This window comes from Mesorhizobium sp. M0898, assembly GCF_040319695.1.
Classification (GTDB): domain Bacteria; phylum Pseudomonadota; class Alphaproteobacteria; order Rhizobiales; family Rhizobiaceae; genus Mesorhizobium.
Window position 1 is genome coordinate 31,204 of record NZ_JAMYOE010000001.1, and the last position, 17,702, is coordinate 48,905.

Sequence of the window (17,702 nt, forward strand, 5' to 3'; positions counted from 1 at the left end):
AACCGATGAAGTTTTCGCTTTTCGTGCACATGGAGCGATCGGATCTGGCAAAGCCGCATTCCGAGCTTGTCGGCGAGCTGGAGGAGCTGGTTCTGCAGGCGGAAGAGGCAGGATTCGAGACTGCCTGGATCGGCGAGCATCACGGGATGGAATTCACCATCTCGCCGAACCCGTTCATCAACATCGCCTGGCTCGCCGCCAAAACCAGGCGCATCCGGCTCGGAACAGGAACCATCGTCGCGCCGTTCTGGCACCCGATCAAGCTTGCCGGCGAAGCAGCGATGGCCGACGTCGTCACCGGCGGCCGTCTCGACATCGGCATTGCGCGCGGCGCCTACGCTTACGAATACCAGCGACTTTTCCCAGGCCTCGAGGCCTGGGTCGCCGGGCAGCGTATGCGCGAGATGGTGCCGGCGATCCGGGGCCTTTGGGATGGTGATTTCGAACTCGCCGGCGAGTTCTGGTCGTTTCCTTCAACCACCTCGTCGCCCAAGCCGCTGCAAAAGCCTTATCCGCCGATCTGGGTGGCCGCACGCGATCCGAACTCGCACGACTTTGCGGTTTCGAGCAAATGCAACGTCCAGGTGACGCCGCTTGCCTCCGGCGATGGCGAAGTGGCCAGCCTGATGGAGCGTTTCAACGCGGCGTGCAATGCCCACCCCGACGTACCAAGGCCGGAGATTATGCTGCTGATGCATACTTTCGTCGCCGAGGATGCAACGGAGGCTGACCGGCTCGCGCAGGATCTGTCGCAGTTCTACTGCCAGTTCGGCGCCTGGTTCCAGAACAAGAAGCCGGTGCACCAGGGCATAATGGAAGCGCTGACCGAAGACGAGATCGCGGCCATGCCGCAATATGCGCCTGACAAGATCAGGCAGAACCTGGTCATTGGCGAAGCCGACGAGGTGATCGCCAGGCTGAAGGCCTACGAAGCGCTCGGCTACGATCAGTATTCGATCTGGATCGACAGCGGCCTTTCCCATCGGCGCAAGAAGAAATCGCTGCAGCTCTTCATCGACAGGGTGATGCCGGCCTTTTCCGAACCGAAAGCCGGATTGCGATGAGCACCACTCAATTCAGGAACTATATTGACGGCAGCTTCGTCGAAGTGGCGGCGACCTTCGACAGCATCGATCCCTCGACGGGCGCGCCATGGGCGAAGATGCCCGCTGCATCGTCTGATGACGTCGACCGCGCCGTCGAAGCTGCTCACCGGGCGCTTGGCTCCGGCACGTGGCCGGCAATGACGGCAACGGCACGCGGCAAGCTTCTGGTGCGGCTCGGCGATCTGGTGGTCGCCAATGCCGACCGGCTGGCGGAACTCGAGACGCGCGATACCGGCAAGATCATCCGCGAGACCCGCGCCCAGATCGCCTATGTCGGCGACTATTACCGCTATTATGGCGGGCTGGCCGACAAGCACGAGGGCTCGTTTGTTCCCATCGACAAGGCCGACATGGAAGTGACCATCCGGCCGGAGCCAATCGGCGTCGTAGCCGCCATTGTGCCGTGGAACTCGCAGCTCTTCCTGTCCGCCGTCAAGCTCGGGCCGGCGCTGGCGGCCGGCTGCACCATCGTTCTGAAAGCATCGGAAGACGGCCCTGCCCCGTTGCTGGCCTTCGCTGAACTCGTCCATGAGGCGGGATTTCCCGCCGGGACCGTGAACATCCTGACCGGCTTCGGCCACGATTGCGGTCACCGGCTCACCAGTCATCCGCTCGTCGCCCGCGTCGCCTTCACCGGCGGTCCCTCGACCGCTCAGCAGATCGTCAGGAATACGGCGGAAAACCTCGCCTTCACGACGCTCGAGCTCGGCGGCAAAAGCCCGGTCGTGGTGTTTGCCGATGCCGATCTGGACAGCGCCGCCAACGCGGTCGTTGCCGGCATCTTCGCTGCCACCGGCCAGAGCTGCGTCGCCGGCTCGCGGCTGCTGGTCCAGCGCTCCGCGAAGGACGAATTCCTCGCCCGGCTCAAGCGCAAGGCCGAGGCGATCAGGATTGGCGATCCGCAGGATCCCGCGATCGAAATGGGACCGCTCGCCACCTCGCGCCAGCGCGAATGGATAGAGAAGATCATTGCTGAAAGCCTGGCCGCGGGCGGGCAACTGGTCACCGGCGGCATCCGCCCCGCGGGCATGGCGGACGGCTTCTATTACGCGCCGACGATTATCGACGCGCCTGATCAGACGCTTGCCTGCGTGCGCGAAGAGCTCTTCGGCCCGGTGCTCTGTGTGCTAGCCTTCGACAGCGAAGCTGAAGCGCTTTCGCTCGCCAACGACACGAAGTTCGGCCTGGCGTCCGGCGTGTTCACCACCAATCTGGCAAAAGCCCACCGCATGGCGCGCGGCATCCATGCCGGCGTGGTCTGGATCAACACCTATCGGGCGGTCTCGCCGCTGGTTCCGTTTGGCGGCTACGGCCAATCCGGGCTCGGCCGCGAGGGCGGCCTCGATGCGATCCGCGACTACACGCGTTCGAAATCGGTGTGGATACGCACCTCCGACGACCCAATTCCCGATCCTTTTGTCATGCGGTAGCCGCCGCTGGCCGGAGATGCGCGATCAAGGCGAAAACGACCGATCGCGAACAGACACCAACGAAAACAACAGAGGAGAACGACATGAAACTGATCATCACCGGCTTCCTTGCCGGATTTATTGCAACGACAGTTCTGGCAACGACGGCCGCAAAGGCCGAGGACATGGTCTTCACCAGCTGGGGCGGGACGACCCAGGAAGCGCAGACCAAATCCTGGGCCGAGCCGTTCACCGCTGCATCCGGCATCAAGGTCATGCAGGACGGCCCGACCGACTACGGCAAGCTGAAGGCGATGGTCGACAGCGGCAGTGTCAACTGGGACGTCGTCGACGTCGAGATGGATTTCGCCATCAAGGCGGCCAAGGACGGTCTGCTCGAGCCGATCGACTTCAAGGCCGTGCCGAAGGCCGACCTCGATCCGCGCTTCACCACCGATCATGCCGTCGGCAGTTTCTACTATTCCTTCGTGCTCGCCTGGAACAAGGGCGCCGTTTCGGGTGAACCGGCCGGCTGGGCCGACATGTTCGACCTGACGAAGTTCCCGGGCAAGCGGACCTTCTACAAATGGTCGGCGCCCGGTGTCATCGAGATCGCGCTGCTGGCCGATGGTGTTCCGGCGGACAAGCTCTATCCGCTGGATCTCGATCGCGCCTTCAAGAAACTCGACACCATCAAGTCGGACATCGTCTGGTGGGGCGGCGGGGCGGAGTCGCAGCAATTGATCGCATCCGGCGAAGCAACATTCGGCCAGCTGTGGAACGGCCGCGTCTTCGCACTGGACAACGATGGCGCCGATGTCGGCGTCTCCTGGAACCAGAACCTGACCGCAGCCGACGTTCTGGTGGTACCGAAGGGTGCCAAGAACAAGGATACGGCGATGAAATTCCTCGCCGCGGCGAGCAGCCCCGCCGGCCAGGCCAAATTTGCCGAAGCCAGCGGCTATGCGCCGATCAACACCAAGGCCAAGGCAGAGATGCCGGCCGATGCCGTGAAATCGCTGCCGGACGCTCATGTCGACGGACAGATCAATCTCGACATGAACTACTGGGCCGCCAATCGCGACACCATCGCCGCGCGCTGGTATGCCTGGCAGGCGAAATAAGCCCGCCCCTGAACCGCAATGGACGAGACGGTTCGCGCCGTCTCGTCCCGTAGCCGGGTCGCTGTCATGTCGGTCGAAACACGCCGGAACTTTGGAACGGTGCGGGTGCCGGCAGGTCTCAATGGCCTGCTGCCGGCCCTGATTCTGATTATGCTGTTCTTCGTCGTCCCCGTGCTGGCGCTGCTTTTGCGCAGTGTCACGGAGCCCGAGCCAGGCTTGCAGAACTATGCTGCCCTGCTCGGTGACGGCACCTATGCGCGGGTGTTCTTCAACACATTCCTGGTCGCGGCGTTGGTCACCATCGTCACGGTCCTTGTCGCCTTTCCGGTCGCCTGGATGCTGGCGATCATGCCTTCGGGACCGGCCTCGATCATCTTCGGCATCATCATTCTGTCGATGTGGACGAACCTGCTCACCCGCACCTATGCCTGGATGGTGCTCCTGCAGCGTACCGGCGTCATCAACCGGACGCTGATGACCATCGGCGTCATCGACCACCCGCTGCCGCTCATCAACAATCTCACCGGCGTCACCATCGGCATGGTCTATATCATGCTGCCCTTCATGATCCTGCCGCTGGTCGGCACGTTACGGGCGATCGATCCGATGACGCTGCGTGCGGCGTCGCTGTGCGGCGCAAGCCCTTTCCAGGCGTTCCGCCGCATCCTCGTGCCGCTGTCGTTGCCCGGCGTCGCCGCCGGTGGCCTGATGGTCTTCGTCATGTCGCTCGGCTACTTCGTAACGCCGGCACTGCTCGGCGGCACGTCGAACATGATGCTTGCCGAAATGATCGCGCAGATGGTCCAGTCGCTGCTCAACTGGGGGCTCGGCAGCGCCGCGGCCTTCATCCTGCTTGTCGTCACCATGGCTCTCTACGCGCTGCAACTGCGCCTTGCCGGTGCCAGGCGCATGAGCGGAGGCATCTGAGATGCTGCTCGACTATGACCGCATGGGTGGACTGCGGGTTGCCCTGCTCGGCTTGACCGCGCTGGTCGCCGGCTTTCTTCTGTTGCCGGTGGTCTTCATTGTCCTGCTCTCCTTCGGCTCGTCGCGCTGGCTGGCCTTTCCGCCGCCCGGCTGGACGCTCAAATGGTACCAGGAGCTTTTTGCCGATCCGGCCTGGCTCGGCGCCGCACTGACCAGCGCCCGGATCGCCACCATGACGGCGATCCTGGCAGTGGCGATCGGCCTGCTCGCCTCCTTTGCCCTGGTTCGCGGACGGTTTGCTGGACGTGAGATCGTGCGTGGCCTGCTGCTGACGCCGATGGTGCTGCCCGTCGTTGTCTTCGCCATCGCCATCTACGCGTTCTTCCTTCGCCTTGGCCTCGGCGGCACCACCATCGGCTTCGTCATCGCCCACACCGTGCTGGCGCTGCCCTTCGCCATCATTCCGATCGCCACCGCGCTCGAAGGGTTCGACAAGTCGATCGAGGACGCGGCAATCGTCTGTGGGGCAAGCCCGCTCGAGGCCAGGCTCAGGATCACCTTGCCGTCGATCCGGATCGGCATCTTCTCCGCCGCGATCTTTTCCTTCCTCGCCTCGTGGGACGAAGTCGTGGTGGCGATCTTCATGGCCAGCCCCAGCTTGCAAACCTTGCCCGTCAAGATCTGGGGCAGTCTGCGGTCGGACCTCAGTCCGGTGATCGCTGCTGCCTCCAGCCTGCTGGTCGGGCTGACGCTTGCCCTGATGGTGATGACGGCGCTGCTGCAGCGAAAGTTCCGGACATGACCCACCCTTTCCTCTCCATCGGCAATCTGCGCAAGGCGTTCGGGGCGATCGTCGCCGTGCACGACGTCACGCTGGACATTCCCAGGGGCGAGTTCCTGACCTTCCTCGGGCCCTCCGGTTCGGGAAAATCGACGACGCTGTACGCGATCGCCGGCTTTCAGGACCCGACTTCCGGCGATGTCTTGCTGGAAGGAAAGTCGCTGCTTGCGGTGCCCCCGCACAAGCGCAACATTGGCATGGTCTTCCAGCGCTACACGCTGTTTCCGCATCTGACGGTGGCCGAAAACGTCGCTTTTCCGCTGCGGGTTCGCCGCCGGCCGGACGCCGAGGTGAAGAAAAAGGTCGCGGACATGCTGGCCCTGGTGCGGCTCGAAAGCTTTGCCGGACGCTTACCCGGTGCGCTGTCGGGCGGCCAGCAGCAGCGCGTCGCGCTGGCCCGGGCGCTGGCCTACGATCCTCCGATCCTTTTGATGGACGAGCCATTGTCGGCGCTCGACAAGAAGCTGCGCGAGGAAATCCAGGGCGAAATCCGCCGCATCCATCGCCAGACCGGCGTCACCATTCTCTACGTCACCCACGATCAGGAAGAGGCGCTGCATCTGTCGGACCGAATCGCCCTGTTCAAGGATGGCCGCATCGAGCAGACCGGCACCGGCGAGGATCTCTATCTCAGGCCGGCGACTGATTTCGTCGCCGGCTTCATCGGCAATTCGAATTTCCTCGCCGCCGAACATCTCGGCACCACCAACGGCACGACAACGATCCGCATGACAGACGGTTCGGTCATATCCGGAGTCAGGGCCAACGGCACGTTCGGCAAAGGCCAGAAGACCAGGCTGATGATCCGGCCCGAAGCCTTTAGCATGGAGCGGAGCCCGGCGAGCGCGGAACTGAATGTCGAGATCGTCGACATCGCATTTTACGGCGAGCGCCGGCGGATCGTCGCGCGCATCGCCGCTGGACAGGAGGTTGACATCAGGCCGACCTCCGCCGCCCTGCAATCGCAGGATGTGTGGCCCTGCAGCCGGCAGGTCTTTTTCGATCCCGCTGCTGCATTCCTGTTTCCGGCCTGACTAAGCCGCGGTGGATCGCCGCCCTTCAACGCGTCGCAGCTGATTGGATGGCGGGCGCAACTCCTGTACCCATTGACAGTCGTCATGCTCGGTTGGAAGATGAAGAAGGTCCGCGGCGATAGCCATACGGGAAGGCAATGGTCCAACCGCCAGATACCGGACACCATCCTGGCAGCGTCGTCGCGGTCATCGTCATTTGTTTGATCATCGTTGCTTTGTTCTTCATAGGCTTCAGATACTCAAGGCCAGGCCAGGGTACCCTCGTAATTCCCGGCGGTACGCTGCAGCAACCGTGAATCCGACCCCTTGGCGCTGACGCGAAGCCGTTCTCAGGCTGCAACGTGCCCCGGCGGGACTGGGGACGCCGCAGAATAGGCCGGCGGTTCGCAGCCGGTCTTTTGCTTCCCGCCGCGGCATTCCTTTCCCACCTAAACAACCAAGCCTGACCGGTGTGAGGTCGACCATACCAGGAGACGACGAGCGCTCAGCCACCAGGCACTAGACGGCCCTGATCAGCCGGAGCAGAGAAAGCGCTTCGAAAAAGGTCCCCTTACGAAAGGCAAGATAGGTCGGCTCTTCGACACCATGGAACCGGCGCTTGAAGGCCGCCTGCCCCTGCAGATTGAAGCGGGTGCGATTGACCCAGGGGGAGTCATAGGCACGCTGGAAGGCGTGCCGCCAGAAATCGCTTTCGGCAAACCCGCTAGGTCCGATTTCGACAAGCGGCGACAGGCCTAGGGTGACGACGGAAACACCTTCATCGCGAAAGCGGTCGACCGCGAATTTGGTCAGGCCGATCTCGGCATGCGCCGAGGCATCGATGTGCTTGCGCTTGAACGAGGTGGTGTAGCCGATGACCTTGCCGTCGCTGAACAGCGGATCGAAATCCAGCAAGGCCACGAGTTCCCCATCCGGACCGTGCAGGACGAAACGGCGCATATCGACGCCAAGGTGATCGGCAAAGGGCCTGTTGAGAAATCTCATCTCCCAGCGCTTGACAATGCGGTCGGCCCGCCAATTTTGGGAGAGCCTGGCAATCTCGTCGAGGAAGACAGTCCCGTTGTCCTCTGCGAAGGAAAAACCCTTCTTCAAGAGCCAGCGTTCGGAATAGCGCACTGTCTCATTGCGCTTTCCGGAAAAGTCGTGTCCGGGCAGGACAAGCCTGGTATCGACGCCGAGGCGGTTGACCTGATAGCCAAGCCCGGCAAGCACGCGCGCCGTCTGGTCGCCGATCTGCACGAACCACGGGCTGCCGGCAACCTCGATGAAACGTCGGATATAGTCGCGCCGATCGGCCGGGGCAGCCACTGGATCACCGAGCGCGAAATGATGTCGCGTTTTGCTGCCGTAAGCGATGTAGCCCTGGGCATCGCCGAAGTAGTGAAGCCCCCTCTGCACGGCGGTCGAATAGGCAAGGGAAAAATCACCATGGCGACGGACCAGCGTCAGGCGCTCGACATGGTTCAGCTGCAGCCGCGGTATTTTAGGCCCGCGGTTCTCCAGGAAACGATCGAGGCGTCTTCGCAGTGACGGCATGGTCGACTTTCGCGTGCCGGCTAGGCCGATGAAAGAGCTGACGGACTCCAAACCGATCATATTGGCGCGAGCTGAACCTTATCTCAGCGCGGCATGGTTACCCGGCCGGTGCCGCCAGATTCGTAGGCGCAATCTGCTCCGGTCCCGCCCCCCGGCGGCAACACGTTGTCGACGCCCAGCACCTGACGGCTGGTTGCTGCGCCCTTGGCGACACGAAAATCAATGCCACTTTCGGAAGCGCCCAGGTCACCTGCCAAACACGATGTTCTTATCGAACGGCGCTCTGAGAAGATTCCGCTTGATCGGAAGCCAGGAACTCGTCGCGTTCTGCTATCCACAAATCGGCGTAGTCGACATTCTGCCATTCGGCAAACCACGGGCCGCCGCTGGTATAGTGGACCGCCTTAGGTGTGCCGACCGCAGGCTTTTCATTCCAACCTTCGAGCCAATTCCACTCTACCGGCAATGAGCCCAAATCTTTGTCGGCAACCCACTGCATTCGGTGAAGATAGGCGCCACTTTCCTGATTCACGACCTCTGGCGTGAGCGATCTGACCGAAGGATGCGCGCAGTTGAACAGCATCAGCGACGACCAGTTTTTCCGAGGATAGGACGTCTGGACCACACCATCCATCTTGGTTGTGGCCTTCGGCGTATAGTCATGCTGGACGCAATAGACCGCCTTGTCTGAGTCCGTATATTTCAGCAGGCCTGCGACGTCACCAAGCCACAGGAAATCGCAATCGCAAAACAGGGCCCAACCCGTGTAGTCGGCGAGAAAGGGCGTGAGGAAGCGCGTGTAGGTGAACTCCGTTGAGGCGAGCGGGTCTTTTTCCCGCCAATATAGCCCGCGGGCACGCATCTCGTCCTGTTTGATCGGAATGACGGAGACAGGCGCCGACGCATGTTTGAGCAGCGAGTGTCGCGCGACGTCGTACGCGATCGGCTCACGACTGTCCCATCCGATAAATACCCTAAACGCATCAGTCATATTCACTACCCTGGCTTTCGATTTTTACGGTCGTACACTAACTAGTTGGCGATGGCTCGGCAACAATTGCGGTCAACCAAGCCGGTTTCTCACAGATTTGTCCTGGCCTCAGCCTTGCGTTTTTGGGTGGACCTGGCCTCGCATTCCCAATGCGACACGAGCCCATTTCTGATAGGTGTAGCTGGCCGAATACGCGGCCACCATCGCACCAATGGAACCGTCCAGAAATCCCAGCCGGAAAATATAGCTGCGCACATAGGCCCAGACCGAGCGCAAGACCGCCTTGCCTATCGAGCTTTTTTTGCCCTCGGCAAGCAGTTGCGCGGCGGACGCTTCTGCGTACCGGCCGATCTTGTCGTGGGCATCTGCCAAGTCGGTAATGGAATCGTGCTCGATCGGCTGGGACAATCGGCTGACCTTCCCGTTCACCAATACCTTCTCGTGCACGGTGTCGTCGCTGAACCGCCCGGAGCGGCGACGGAAGAGCCTGAGCACCAGATCGGGCGACCAGCCGCTATGGCGGACAATGTGCCCGCAAAAGCGCGATCTTCTCGGTATTTCGAAGCCGTCATTGGCTTTTGGGTCGGCGATTGCGGCCCTTATTTCCGCGCCGAGCGGCGCCTCCACCCACTCATCGGCATCCAGCGACAGGATCCAATCCCCCGTTGCCGCGGCCAGCGCACGGTTTTTTTGCGCGCCAAAACCGGGCCAATCGACGGTCATCAGAACCTTTGCCCCCAGAGCACCGGCAATCTCCCTGGTTCTGTCGCTGCTGTTGTTGTCGAGAACGACGATCTCATCGGCAAAATGGACCGACTGAAGGCATTGCGCGATGGACGCCTCCTCGTTGCGGGTGATGATAATGACCGAGAGCGCCGGCACGGTCAGAATGCTCCGGCATCAAAGCTGCCACTGTCATTCGAATGCATCTGCAGCATCGGCTCCCGGCCCGTTAGCACACTGAGGGTACTAACCTAATTCAACAAAGTCGAAAATCATTTCAGATCAAGGCTTTCATAAAGCGCCATCATTCGCTTGATCATGACATTGAAATCATAGTGTTCGGCCGCCGCTCTCACCCGGGCTGCGGTGTCAGGTCGTGACGACAACTGCAGCGCGTGCGCGAGCGCTGCAGCGAGGTCGCTTTCGCTGGCCGCATCGCAAACGAGCGTCGGCTCGAACCGCTCGACAAGCTCGCGCGCTCCACAGCCGGTGCTTACCACGGCGGGCAAGCCGCTGGCCATCGCTTCGATGACCACTGTGCCGAAAGGATCATAGATGGAAGGCAGCACGGCAATATCGGCCGCGCCGTACCACGGCAGCATGTCTTTCTGCGGCCCCAGCATCTTGAGCCGTGCGCCGAGACCGAGCCTGTCACCGGCCTGCCTGAAAGCGTCGGCGCGCGAATCATGGCCGATGACCCACAATTCAGGCTCGCCATCGAGCCTGGCGGCCGCCTTCATCAGTGCAAGCAGTCCTTTTCGCGCAAAGCCCGAGCCGACAAACAGGACGACCGGCCTGTTTTCGTCGACGTCGAGCCGCGCGCGGATTGTCGCCCGATGCTGCTGGCGAAGCTGCGGGTTGAAGCGGTCGAGATCCACCCCGTTGGGAATGTGGTGCACATTTTCCGCCGGATAATCGTAGTGACGGACAATGTCCTCTGCCACCATCTTCGAAATGGCAATGACAGCTTTGAGCCTCGGGCTGGCGTAGGTTGCACGTTCAAGGCGCAGCGTCTGGCGGTGAAAGGGGCTCAGCGCCATTGCCGCCCTGCCAAGCCGCGTCTCGAAACGCCGCCGCTCGGCAAGATAGGCGGCATGAACGCCCTCCCCGGCCCGGAAGACATCGCAGCACGGGAGGCGATCGTTGCTCTGCACCAGCGCCGGCGGCATCTCGGCGATCTTGCGGCAGGCAGCTTGAGCAAAGGACGCCGCCCGCAGCGAACGCGGAAAGCGGCGGCCGGCACAATGGATGAATTCTATGCCTTCATAGCGCGGCCAGTCGCCGGAGAGCACGGCCACCGGCCGCTGACGCGCGGCGAATGCGGCCATCATGTTTTCCAGCATGATCTCGCCTCCGCCAAAAGGCGCATAACGCTGGCGCACGAACAGGATCGGCCTGTCGAATTGAATTTCGGTGCCACGAATGCCGGCGTACATAGGGTCTGGGCTCCGGCCTTGTTGCCATCTGACGATGTCTATAGAGGCCAGCTCGCATCGGCAACACTTGGAAAGCTCCCCCGCCGGAACTCAGAACAGGCCTGTGTCGATTGTCCGCAACTGCTTGCGATTTGCCTAACGGTGCTGCATGTAGAAATTAACTGCAAACAGCGGATCAGCGCCAGCTCCAGCCGGTGACCGCCATGAGGGGAATCGATGGCTTGAGCAAAGCAACCTGGCCCGCCATTGTCCGCCGGACGATTACCGACACCGCCATATATCGGCTGAGACACACCTTCGGAAGACGGGCAGAAGTGTCATCGCTGCGGCCGATAACGCCCCTTAACGCGAATGACCTGCCTTTGATCCTCGTCATCCGCAACGAGGCGGACAGGCTACCCCCGTTCCTGAAGCACTATCGCGAACTCGGCGTCACCAGATTCGCCGTCCTCGATGATCGCTCGACCGACGGCACAGCTGAGCTTCTGGCCGAGCAGCCAGATGTCGATCTATTCAGCTCGCCGGTCACCTATTCGCAGTCGGACCTGGGAAACCTTTGGCGGCAGCGGATTGTGCAGATCTATGGTCAGCCTCGCTGGTATCTGACCGTGGATGCGGACGAATATCTTGTCTATGACGGCATGGATCAGCATCCGCTCGGTGCGATGGCCGACTGGCTCAAGCGGCGCGGAATGACACGCCTGCTGGCGCCGATGATCGACATGTATCCGAGCGGAAACATCTGGGACGTACCCTTCGATCCCATCGTGCCGCCATGGCAAGTTGCGGACCATTTCGACGGCAGCGGCTATGAGGTGACGAGGAGCCCCCGGCATCTCAAGATCACAGGCGGCCCGAGAACCCGGCTTTTCGCCAGGCAGCACAAGTTGACCAAGTTTCCTCTGATATATGTTGATCGCCAGACGATTTTTACGTCGATTCACTCACCGCTGCCCTACTGGCGAAACTATATAAAGGGATTGGCTGGCCTGCTTCATTTCAAGTTCTTCGCCGATTTCAACGACAAGGCGCAGGTCGCGGTGGCGGAAGGTCAGTATTGGAACGGCGCTTCCAAATATCGCCAGTATCATGAGGTATCGAGCGGTAAAGCCGCTCTCAGCGCGATGAGCGAACAGTCAATGCTGTACGAAGGAGCTCACAGCCTGTTCAAAACGGGTTTGATCGACAAAATTGATTGGTAGACGGCAGTTCAAGCAGATGCCGAGCCGAGATCATGCATAACCGAATGCTTTCATAAGCTGGGCACCTCGTCCCTGTACCAGGTCCTGTAGCTCGGCGTTTCCAAGTTCGGAGCGCCATCTTCCGCTCCCGTCATAGATCGGCTGATTGACCTGTTGGTTCCGGAGCACCGCATGTGGCGTCTCGCCGCTGGCGTCGGTCGGCTTGAACCACTGCTGCGGGTTCTTGTGATAGTCGAGGAGATCCGGCCTGAAGGTTACATCGAGAAAGCCGCATATCTGCTCGACGACTTTGGCCGGATTCTCGACCAGGTCCTCATAGCGATAGATCAGCACATCCGGCTTTCCCCGTTCCGCAAGAACCAGCGCATTGTCGTTGATCCAGCGGTCGAGAGCCTCCGTTGGGTCGCCAAGTCGTTTGATCAGGGACGCTACGACGTCGCGTCCATCTCGCACCGGCATGACGAAACGCGCACCGGGCACGAGCCGGCGAATGCGGGCGACACGGCGGATATGCCGCGGTGTCTTTTCAAGCAGCACGTTCTTTCCAGCATCGAGCGCCGCCCGCTTCAGTTTCCAGAAGCGGAACATGGCCAGTGGCGTCCACTTGAAGAAAATGTTGGTTTCCTGGAGCGGCAGGTAGACGTCGGGATGCGACGCAAGGATCGTCGCAATCAACGTCGTCCCGCTATGGCCGCAGCCGCAAATGAATCCGGTCCGCATCACCATGTCGGCAATGCTCCCTAACCCAAGGCGACCCGGGCGCGGTTATCGACGCGAGCGTAGCACAAGCCGTTCGTGCTAAAAACCTTGTCCAGCTTCTCCCAATATTCGAACTTAGCCAACTGCTCGTCACAATAGGCCACATCGTCCTCGGAAAGATATTCGCCGTAACCGCCTATCTTGCCCTTGCGCACCTTGAAGCTTTCGGGATCATTCGCATCGCGCGGCTGTAATATCTTGCCGTATCGATCGGACAGATCACCGGTCGATTCACTCACTTTCATCTTGTCGAACGTTCGGTTGTTCGCCACCTCGACAAGCGTCCGATCGTCAGCCTGCTGGTTCAGGAATCCAAGGATCGCGCGAAGGACACCAGCGGTATCCCGATGCATATCTTCATATTGAAGATACCGGATTTCGCGCATCCGGGGCATGGCCGCGAACCAATGCAGATTGAATCTGATGATCTTTTCAATCCCATGATTGTCGCTTCTGATAAAATCACTGAACGATCCCGCTGGAAGCATGTGGCGCTTCTGAACCTGAAAGTACCCTGAGACCACCGTATCTCTTGGATCGCGAACAAGCATTATTGTTCTTCTCTTCTTGTATCGAGATTTATTCTCCTTGAGGCTCGATTTCGGTCGAAGTAACTTGTGGTCGGTTCCGTCGTGAATGTATTGAACTTCAACTCCGAGATCGTCCAGCATGACACGTAGCCACGTGCGCCCCGATTTTGGAAAGGATACGATAAGAGGAAGAGGCGGCGCTTTGGCCTGGAAAAATTTTAGAAAGGACATGGGAGAGACCTCCTTTAGATTATCAGAGCTGGCGCCCGAACCGCTGCCGGCCAGACCAACCCCATTACTGGGCGCCTAAGCCTACGGCTAATTCGAACACAAGGCAGAAATGCCAGCAAGAATTGCGATCCTCTGCGGGGCGAATTGGCCTTTACTATATCCCGGTTCGGAATGCCTTATGTTTTTTGGCCTGTTGCGACGACTGTTCGACGCGGGCGCTCCATTCCACGATCCGTCGGCCGAACCCTTAATGCGGATCGCGTCGAAGCGTCTTCAGTGACGCCCTTTCGGACGACATGCATTAGCCACTCACTTTTGTGAGCCATGGCGCCAGGATGGCCTCGGCCTCGCCCATCACCACGGACCAGGGGCGTTCCCGTTTCGAGACCAGCACGGCCGATGGATAGTAGGGCGTGCGGTCGCCCTCGACCGGCCAGGAGCGCTTGAAGCCGTCGCCCAGAATGAAAATCGAGGGGATGCCGAGCGCGCCCGCCAGATGCGCTCCGGTATTGCTGATGGTCACCACGGCGTCCATCGCGGCAACCTGCGCGGCGAAAAGGTCCATGTCGACGAGCTGATCGACCGATCTGTCATGAAGAATGCGCTCCGGCTCACCGTCGGTCAGGAACTTCAGATCGGTCTCGATCTGGCCGTACTGCAGCGAGACGAACCGGAGGTCCGGTCGGCCGATCAGGTTTCGCCAAGCGGCTAGCGGCGGCAGGTCTTTGCCGGGATTGGAGCTGCCCCATGCGATACCGACCAACGGCCGTCGTTCATGCCGGTAGCGGGCGCGAAGTTCAGCGACCCGGGCCGGATCCGGCTTAAGCGGCACGAAATGCTCGCGGATCGTCGCCTCGTCGGTCTCGAAAACGGCAGTCAGATGCTGGACGCCGGCGAAGGCCTGCGCCTCGCCATAGGCAGCCTTGCCGTCAGCGCCGACCGGCCGCACATCGGCGGTCGGAAAAGTGCGCTGAAAGAGCGGTACCAGGCGGCGCTCGACCAGGACGATCGAACGGGCGGCGCGCCCCAACGCACAGCCGACGGAACTCGCATGATGGATCGCGGTGGCCAGACCCTGCTTTTCGGTTTCCATCAGATCGACCAGCAGTGTCTGGCCCGAAATATCCTGGCCCAGCCACTCGCCATCGACGCGGCCGTTGACGATGTGGCGTCGGGCGATCCTGAGTTCGGCGGCTGGGCCATAGGCGCCCATCCGCATCAGCGCCTTGCTGAGCTCGTCGATCAGGTGGACCTCGCCCCTCGACTTCGCAATGGATCCAAGAGCCAGGGCTTTCGGCAGTGCCGCTGGCCAATCGCGGGACTCGACGCTTCGCCGATAATCCGCCATCTGATCGGCAATGTCGCCGTCGCGCCAGCGAAGGAAGAGCTGCCGCCGGTGACGTCGGAACCAGACCTTGTATCTGTAGCCTGCAAGCGCGACAGCGCGGCGCAACCGGCCGAGAAGTTGGCTACCCTCCATCGCCAGCTCCGCCGATGATTTGCATGACCCGTCCGCCTGCTTCCTGGACTGCCGACGCCCAGGCTCGGCCGCCTTTTCGGACCAGTCGAACGCTCGGATATGCGGCGACGGTCTCACCGAAAGCAGGCCAGGACAGCCGAAATCCATCGTCGAGCATGACAATCGTCGGCACGCCGAGCGCTCCGGCGAGGTTGGCGCCGGTATTGCTGATCGTGACCACCGCGTCGAGCGCCGCAATTTGGGCGGCAAAGCGGTCCATGTCCGTCAACTGGTCGACTGAAGCGTCATGGATGATGCGCCCCGGAGCGTGGCGCTCGAACTCGGAGAGGGCCGGCCCGACATCGCCATATTGCAAGCTGACCAGGCGCCCCGGCAGGCTGCTGAACAGCGTCCGCCAATCGTCCAGAGCCGGCAGATCCTTGCTCTTGTTCAGGCTTCCCCAGGCAAATCCGATCAGGGGACCTGGGCCGCCATCGAGATAGGTGCCGCGCAGCTCGGCAACCAGTCGGCGGTCCGGCTCCAGCGGAACGAAGGGCGCGCGTGCCGCCGGGTCGTCCGGCCAGAAATGCTTTGCGAGTGTCTCGAAACCGGCAACGACATCGGCGTCCACTGCCGCCATGTCCTCTTCCCCTTCAATCCTGACATCAAGCGCAGGATATGTTCTGCGATAAAGCGGTGCCAGTCGCGGCTCGACGAAGACAATGCATCGACCAGCAGCCACAGCTGCTGGACCAAGCAAAGACGCGAACTGGAAAAAGATCGCCAGGTCGCCTTCGCGACGATCGACGAGAAGCGTGCGACCCGCAAGATCACTGCCATCCCAATCGGGCCTGCCGCGCAGCTGCTTGCTCGCCGCCATCAACTGCCAGATGCGATTTCCTCCGTCGAGACGCCTCAGTCCACGCCCCGCTTTCTTGATCAGGCCGAGATCGCCAAGCTGCTCACCAAGCACCCCAAGCGCCAGTGCATGGTCGCGAGCAGTTTGCCAATCACCACGCTGCACGCTTTCCTCCATCAGCCTCATATGCCGTTCGGCGCTTTCGTCGGCGTGGCGCGAGGGACGTCTAAGAAGTTCCTTTGCCCGCTCGAGGACCTTCTGCAGCCGCTTGCCGACGGCGCCCTGCGGGCGCAGATCGGCGGTTTTTGCCTTCTGAAGGATGGTTCGTCTGTTCTGCACGGCGATGTTCTATCGTCCCCGGGGAGCGTCGGAAAGCGTCGTCAGGATCGACGAGAGCCGCCGGCCAGCCTCGTCGAGCACCAGCGACCAAGGGCGCCCCTCCTTGCGAATGACAATGCCCTTCGGATACCAGGGTGTCCGGTCGCCGGTCACTGGCCATGCCGTCTGAAAATTGTCGTCGATGAGGAAAACAGTCGGCACGCCAAGGGCTCCCGCAAGATGGGCCGCCGTATTGCTGATCGTCACGACAGCATCGAGTGCAGCGACCTGTGCGGCGAAACGGTCCATGTCGACCATCTGGTCGACGCTATTGTCAAAGATCAGACGCGCGCCGTTGCCGTTGCGAAGGCGCCGCAACGCCGGCTTGATCTGTCCGTACTGGAGCGAAACGAATGTCGCTTGTGTCTGGGCGATGAACCGTGCCCATTCAGAAAAATCAGGCACGTCCTTGGTGTGGGATTTGCTGCCCCAGGAGAGACCTGCCAGCGGCAGATCCGTCATCGAGCGATAGCGCTTGCGGAATGTCTCGACGAGTTCAGGATCTGCCTGCAGCGGTACGAAGTCGGCAGCAAGCCTTTCGGCGTCGCGTCCGAACACCCAGGCGAGATCTTCGAAAGTCGCGTGTTTGTCGCCGACCACATCCCGCTGCGCCGGGACCACGGTCGCCTTCGGGAACGTTCGCTGCAGAATTGATACCAGGCGCGGCTCGACCCGGATTGTTGCGCTTTGCGCATAGGCAGCGGCAGCGCCGGCCAGTCGCGCGTGGCGGATAACCCGGCCAAGGCTGCGCGGGTCATCCTCCACAAGATCGATCAGCAGTGTATCCGATCCGAGATTCTCGCCGGTCCACTCGTTGGCGCCTTTCCCTTTCCGCAGCCGGCGAGCGGAAAGCCGAAGCTCAGCTGCCCGCGCAAAGTTGCCAAGGCGTTCGAACGCCTGGCCCGCCTTCTGCATCAGCTCGGGGTCGCGATTATGATCGGCCGTGACAGCCATCTCATTGGTACCGGCTTCAAGGCCTTTCCAGTCCCTGCGCACAATCAGGGCCGCAACCTTGGCCTGCAGCTCAAGAATGGAACGAGGCTGCTTGCGACCGGAAAACAACCCGCGCACCGCCTTTTTGTACCGGCGCACCTGAAGGCCCAGTCCACCAATCACATACCGGACATAGGAACCGTGATAAAAGCTGGTCATCGGCC

General features: G+C 61.3%; 16 protein-coding genes. 7 read left to right on the forward strand and 9 right to left on the reverse strand.

From position 1 onward, the window contains the following. Nucleotides 1-5 precede the first annotated feature (5 nt). The 6 genes from NKH90_RS00190 (at nucleotide 6) to NKH90_RS00215 (ending at nucleotide 6,441) form a co-directional block, all read left to right on the forward strand. Nucleotides 6-1,064 (forward strand): LLM class flavin-dependent oxidoreductase, encoded by a 1,059-nt coding sequence (locus tag NKH90_RS00190; protein ID WP_352540531.1) that lies wholly within the window; start codon nucleotides 6-8, stop codon nucleotides 1,062-1,064. Continuing rightward, the gene (locus NKH90_RS00195) at nucleotides 1,061-2,536 is read left to right on the forward strand and encodes an aldehyde dehydrogenase (RefSeq protein ID WP_352816432.1); all 1,476 of its coding nucleotides are present in this window, start codon (nucleotides 1,061-1,063) and stop codon (nucleotides 2,534-2,536) included. The genes NKH90_RS00190 and NKH90_RS00195 overlap by 4 nt, the downstream gene beginning before the upstream one ends. Nucleotides 2,537-2,619: 83 nt before the next feature. Continuing rightward, entirely contained in the window at nucleotides 2,620-3,639 is a 1,020-nt protein-coding gene (locus NKH90_RS00200; protein WP_352816435.1) for an ABC transporter substrate-binding protein, read from the forward strand. 66 nt (nucleotides 3,640-3,705) lie between these two features. Further along, nucleotides 3,706-4,566, forward strand: a complete 861-nt coding sequence (locus NKH90_RS00205) for an ABC transporter permease (protein WP_502896503.1) — start codon at nucleotides 3,706-3,708, stop codon at nucleotides 4,564-4,566. 1 nt (nucleotide 4,567) lies between these two features. Next, nucleotides 4,568-5,368 (forward strand): ABC transporter permease, encoded by an 801-nt coding sequence (locus tag NKH90_RS00210; RefSeq protein ID WP_352816438.1) that lies wholly within the window; start codon nucleotides 4,568-4,570, stop codon nucleotides 5,366-5,368. Next, entirely contained in the window at nucleotides 5,365-6,441 is a 1,077-nt protein-coding gene (locus NKH90_RS00215) for an ABC transporter ATP-binding protein (protein WP_352816441.1), read from the forward strand. Before NKH90_RS00210 ends, NKH90_RS00215 begins: the two co-directional genes overlap by 4 nt. Nucleotides 6,442-6,939: 498 nt before the next feature. Here the strand turns inward: NKH90_RS00215 and NKH90_RS00220 are convergent, their stop codons facing one another. The 4 genes from NKH90_RS00220 to NKH90_RS00235 form a co-directional block, all read right to left on the reverse strand. Further along, complete coding sequence (locus tag NKH90_RS00220) at nucleotides 6,940-7,977, reverse strand: phosphatidylglycerol lysyltransferase domain-containing protein (RefSeq protein ID WP_352816444.1); 1,038 nt, start codon at nucleotides 7,975-7,977, stop codon at nucleotides 6,940-6,942. Nucleotides 7,978-8,245: 268 nt separating this feature from the next. Continuing rightward, entirely contained in the window at nucleotides 8,246-8,968 is a 723-nt protein-coding gene (locus NKH90_RS00225) for a glycosyltransferase (protein ID WP_352448862.1), read from the reverse strand. A gap of 108 nt (nucleotides 8,969-9,076) precedes the next feature. Continuing rightward, nucleotides 9,077-9,850, reverse strand: a complete 774-nt coding sequence (locus NKH90_RS00230; RefSeq protein WP_352502417.1) for a glycosyltransferase family 2 protein — start codon at nucleotides 9,848-9,850, stop codon at nucleotides 9,077-9,079. 113 nt (nucleotides 9,851-9,963) lie between these two features. Then, nucleotides 9,964-11,127 carry a glycosyltransferase family 4 protein gene (locus tag NKH90_RS00235; protein WP_352816447.1) on the reverse strand — a complete coding sequence of 388 codons (1,164 nt, stop codon included), beginning with the start codon at nucleotides 11,125-11,127 and terminating at the stop codon, nucleotides 9,964-9,966. Nucleotides 11,128-11,348: 221 nt separating this feature from the next. Here NKH90_RS00235 and NKH90_RS00240 point away from each other — a divergent pair, with 221 nt between their 5' ends. Beyond that, entirely contained in the window at nucleotides 11,349-12,329 is a 981-nt protein-coding gene (locus tag NKH90_RS00240; protein ID WP_352815625.1) for a glycosyltransferase family 2 protein, read from the forward strand. A 30-nt stretch (nucleotides 12,330-12,359) separates the two neighbouring features. On the opposite strand, the gene NKH90_RS00245 is transcribed toward NKH90_RS00240, so the two are convergent. From NKH90_RS00245 to NKH90_RS00265, 5 genes are all read right to left on the reverse strand, one after another. Further along, complete coding sequence (locus tag NKH90_RS00245) at nucleotides 12,360-13,055, reverse strand: sulfotransferase family protein (protein ID WP_352471922.1); 696 nt, start codon at nucleotides 13,053-13,055, stop codon at nucleotides 12,360-12,362. 14 nt (nucleotides 13,056-13,069) lie between these two features. Continuing rightward, complete coding sequence (locus NKH90_RS00250) at nucleotides 13,070-13,849, reverse strand: sulfotransferase domain-containing protein (protein WP_352471923.1); 780 nt, start codon at nucleotides 13,847-13,849, stop codon at nucleotides 13,070-13,072. A gap of 301 nt (nucleotides 13,850-14,150) precedes the next feature. Then, nucleotides 14,151-15,329: a glycosyltransferase family 9 protein gene (locus tag NKH90_RS00255; protein WP_352816451.1), complete on the reverse strand. Its 1,179-nt coding sequence runs from the start codon at nucleotides 15,327-15,329 to the stop codon at nucleotides 14,151-14,153. Then, complete coding sequence (locus NKH90_RS00260) at nucleotides 15,319-16,506, reverse strand: glycosyltransferase family 9 protein (RefSeq protein WP_352816454.1); 1,188 nt, start codon at nucleotides 16,504-16,506, stop codon at nucleotides 15,319-15,321. Before NKH90_RS00260 ends, NKH90_RS00255 begins: the two co-directional genes overlap by 11 nt. Before the next feature lie 9 nt (nucleotides 16,507-16,515). After that, the gene (locus NKH90_RS00265) at nucleotides 16,516-17,697 is read right to left on the reverse strand and encodes a glycosyltransferase family 9 protein (protein WP_352816457.1); all 1,182 of its coding nucleotides are present in this window, start codon (nucleotides 17,695-17,697) and stop codon (nucleotides 16,516-16,518) included. Between the last annotated feature and the right edge of the window lie 5 nt (nucleotides 17,698-17,702).

What these genes read in the sequence shown, in the direction of transcription:
- NKH90_RS00190 (WP_352540531.1), top strand. Translation starts at nt 6, where the DNA reads ATGAAGTTTTCGCTTTTCGTGCACATGGAGCGATCGGATCTGGCAAAG.
- NKH90_RS00200 (WP_352816435.1), top strand. Translation starts at nt 2,620, where the DNA reads ATGAAACTGATCATCACCGGCTTCCTTGCCGGATTTATTGCAACGACA.
- NKH90_RS00225 (WP_352448862.1), bottom strand. Translation starts at nt 8,968, where the DNA reads ATGACTGATGCGTTTAGGGTATTTATCGGATGGGACAGTCGTGAGCCG.
- NKH90_RS00250 (WP_352471923.1), bottom strand. Translation starts at nt 13,849, where the DNA reads ATGTCCTTTCTAAAATTTTTCCAGGCCAAAGCGCCGCCTCTTCCTCTT.
- NKH90_RS00220 (WP_352816444.1), bottom strand. Translation starts at nt 7,977, where the DNA reads ATGCCGTCACTGCGAAGACGCCTCGATCGTTTCCTGGAGAACCGCGGG.
- NKH90_RS00235 (WP_352816447.1), bottom strand. Translation starts at nt 11,127, where the DNA reads ATGTACGCCGGCATTCGTGGCACCGAAATTCAATTCGACAGGCCGATC.
- NKH90_RS00245 (WP_352471922.1), bottom strand. Translation starts at nt 13,055, where the DNA reads ATGGTGATGCGGACCGGATTCATTTGCGGCTGCGGCCATAGCGGGACG.
- NKH90_RS00195 (WP_352816432.1), top strand. Translation starts at nt 1,061, where the DNA reads ATGAGCACCACTCAATTCAGGAACTATATTGACGGCAGCTTCGTCGAA.
- NKH90_RS00215 (WP_352816441.1), top strand. Translation starts at nt 5,365, where the DNA reads ATGACCCACCCTTTCCTCTCCATCGGCAATCTGCGCAAGGCGTTCGGG.
- NKH90_RS00210 (WP_352816438.1), top strand. Translation starts at nt 4,568, where the DNA reads ATGCTGCTCGACTATGACCGCATGGGTGGACTGCGGGTTGCCCTGCTC.
- NKH90_RS00265 (WP_352816457.1), bottom strand. Translation starts at nt 17,697, where the DNA reads ATGACCAGCTTTTATCACGGTTCCTATGTCCGGTATGTGATTGGTGGA.
- NKH90_RS00205 (WP_502896503.1), top strand. Translation starts at nt 3,706, where the DNA reads ATGTCGGTCGAAACACGCCGGAACTTTGGAACGGTGCGGGTGCCGGCA.
- NKH90_RS00255 (WP_352816451.1), bottom strand. Translation starts at nt 15,329, where the DNA reads ATGGAGGGTAGCCAACTTCTCGGCCGGTTGCGCCGCGCTGTCGCGCTT.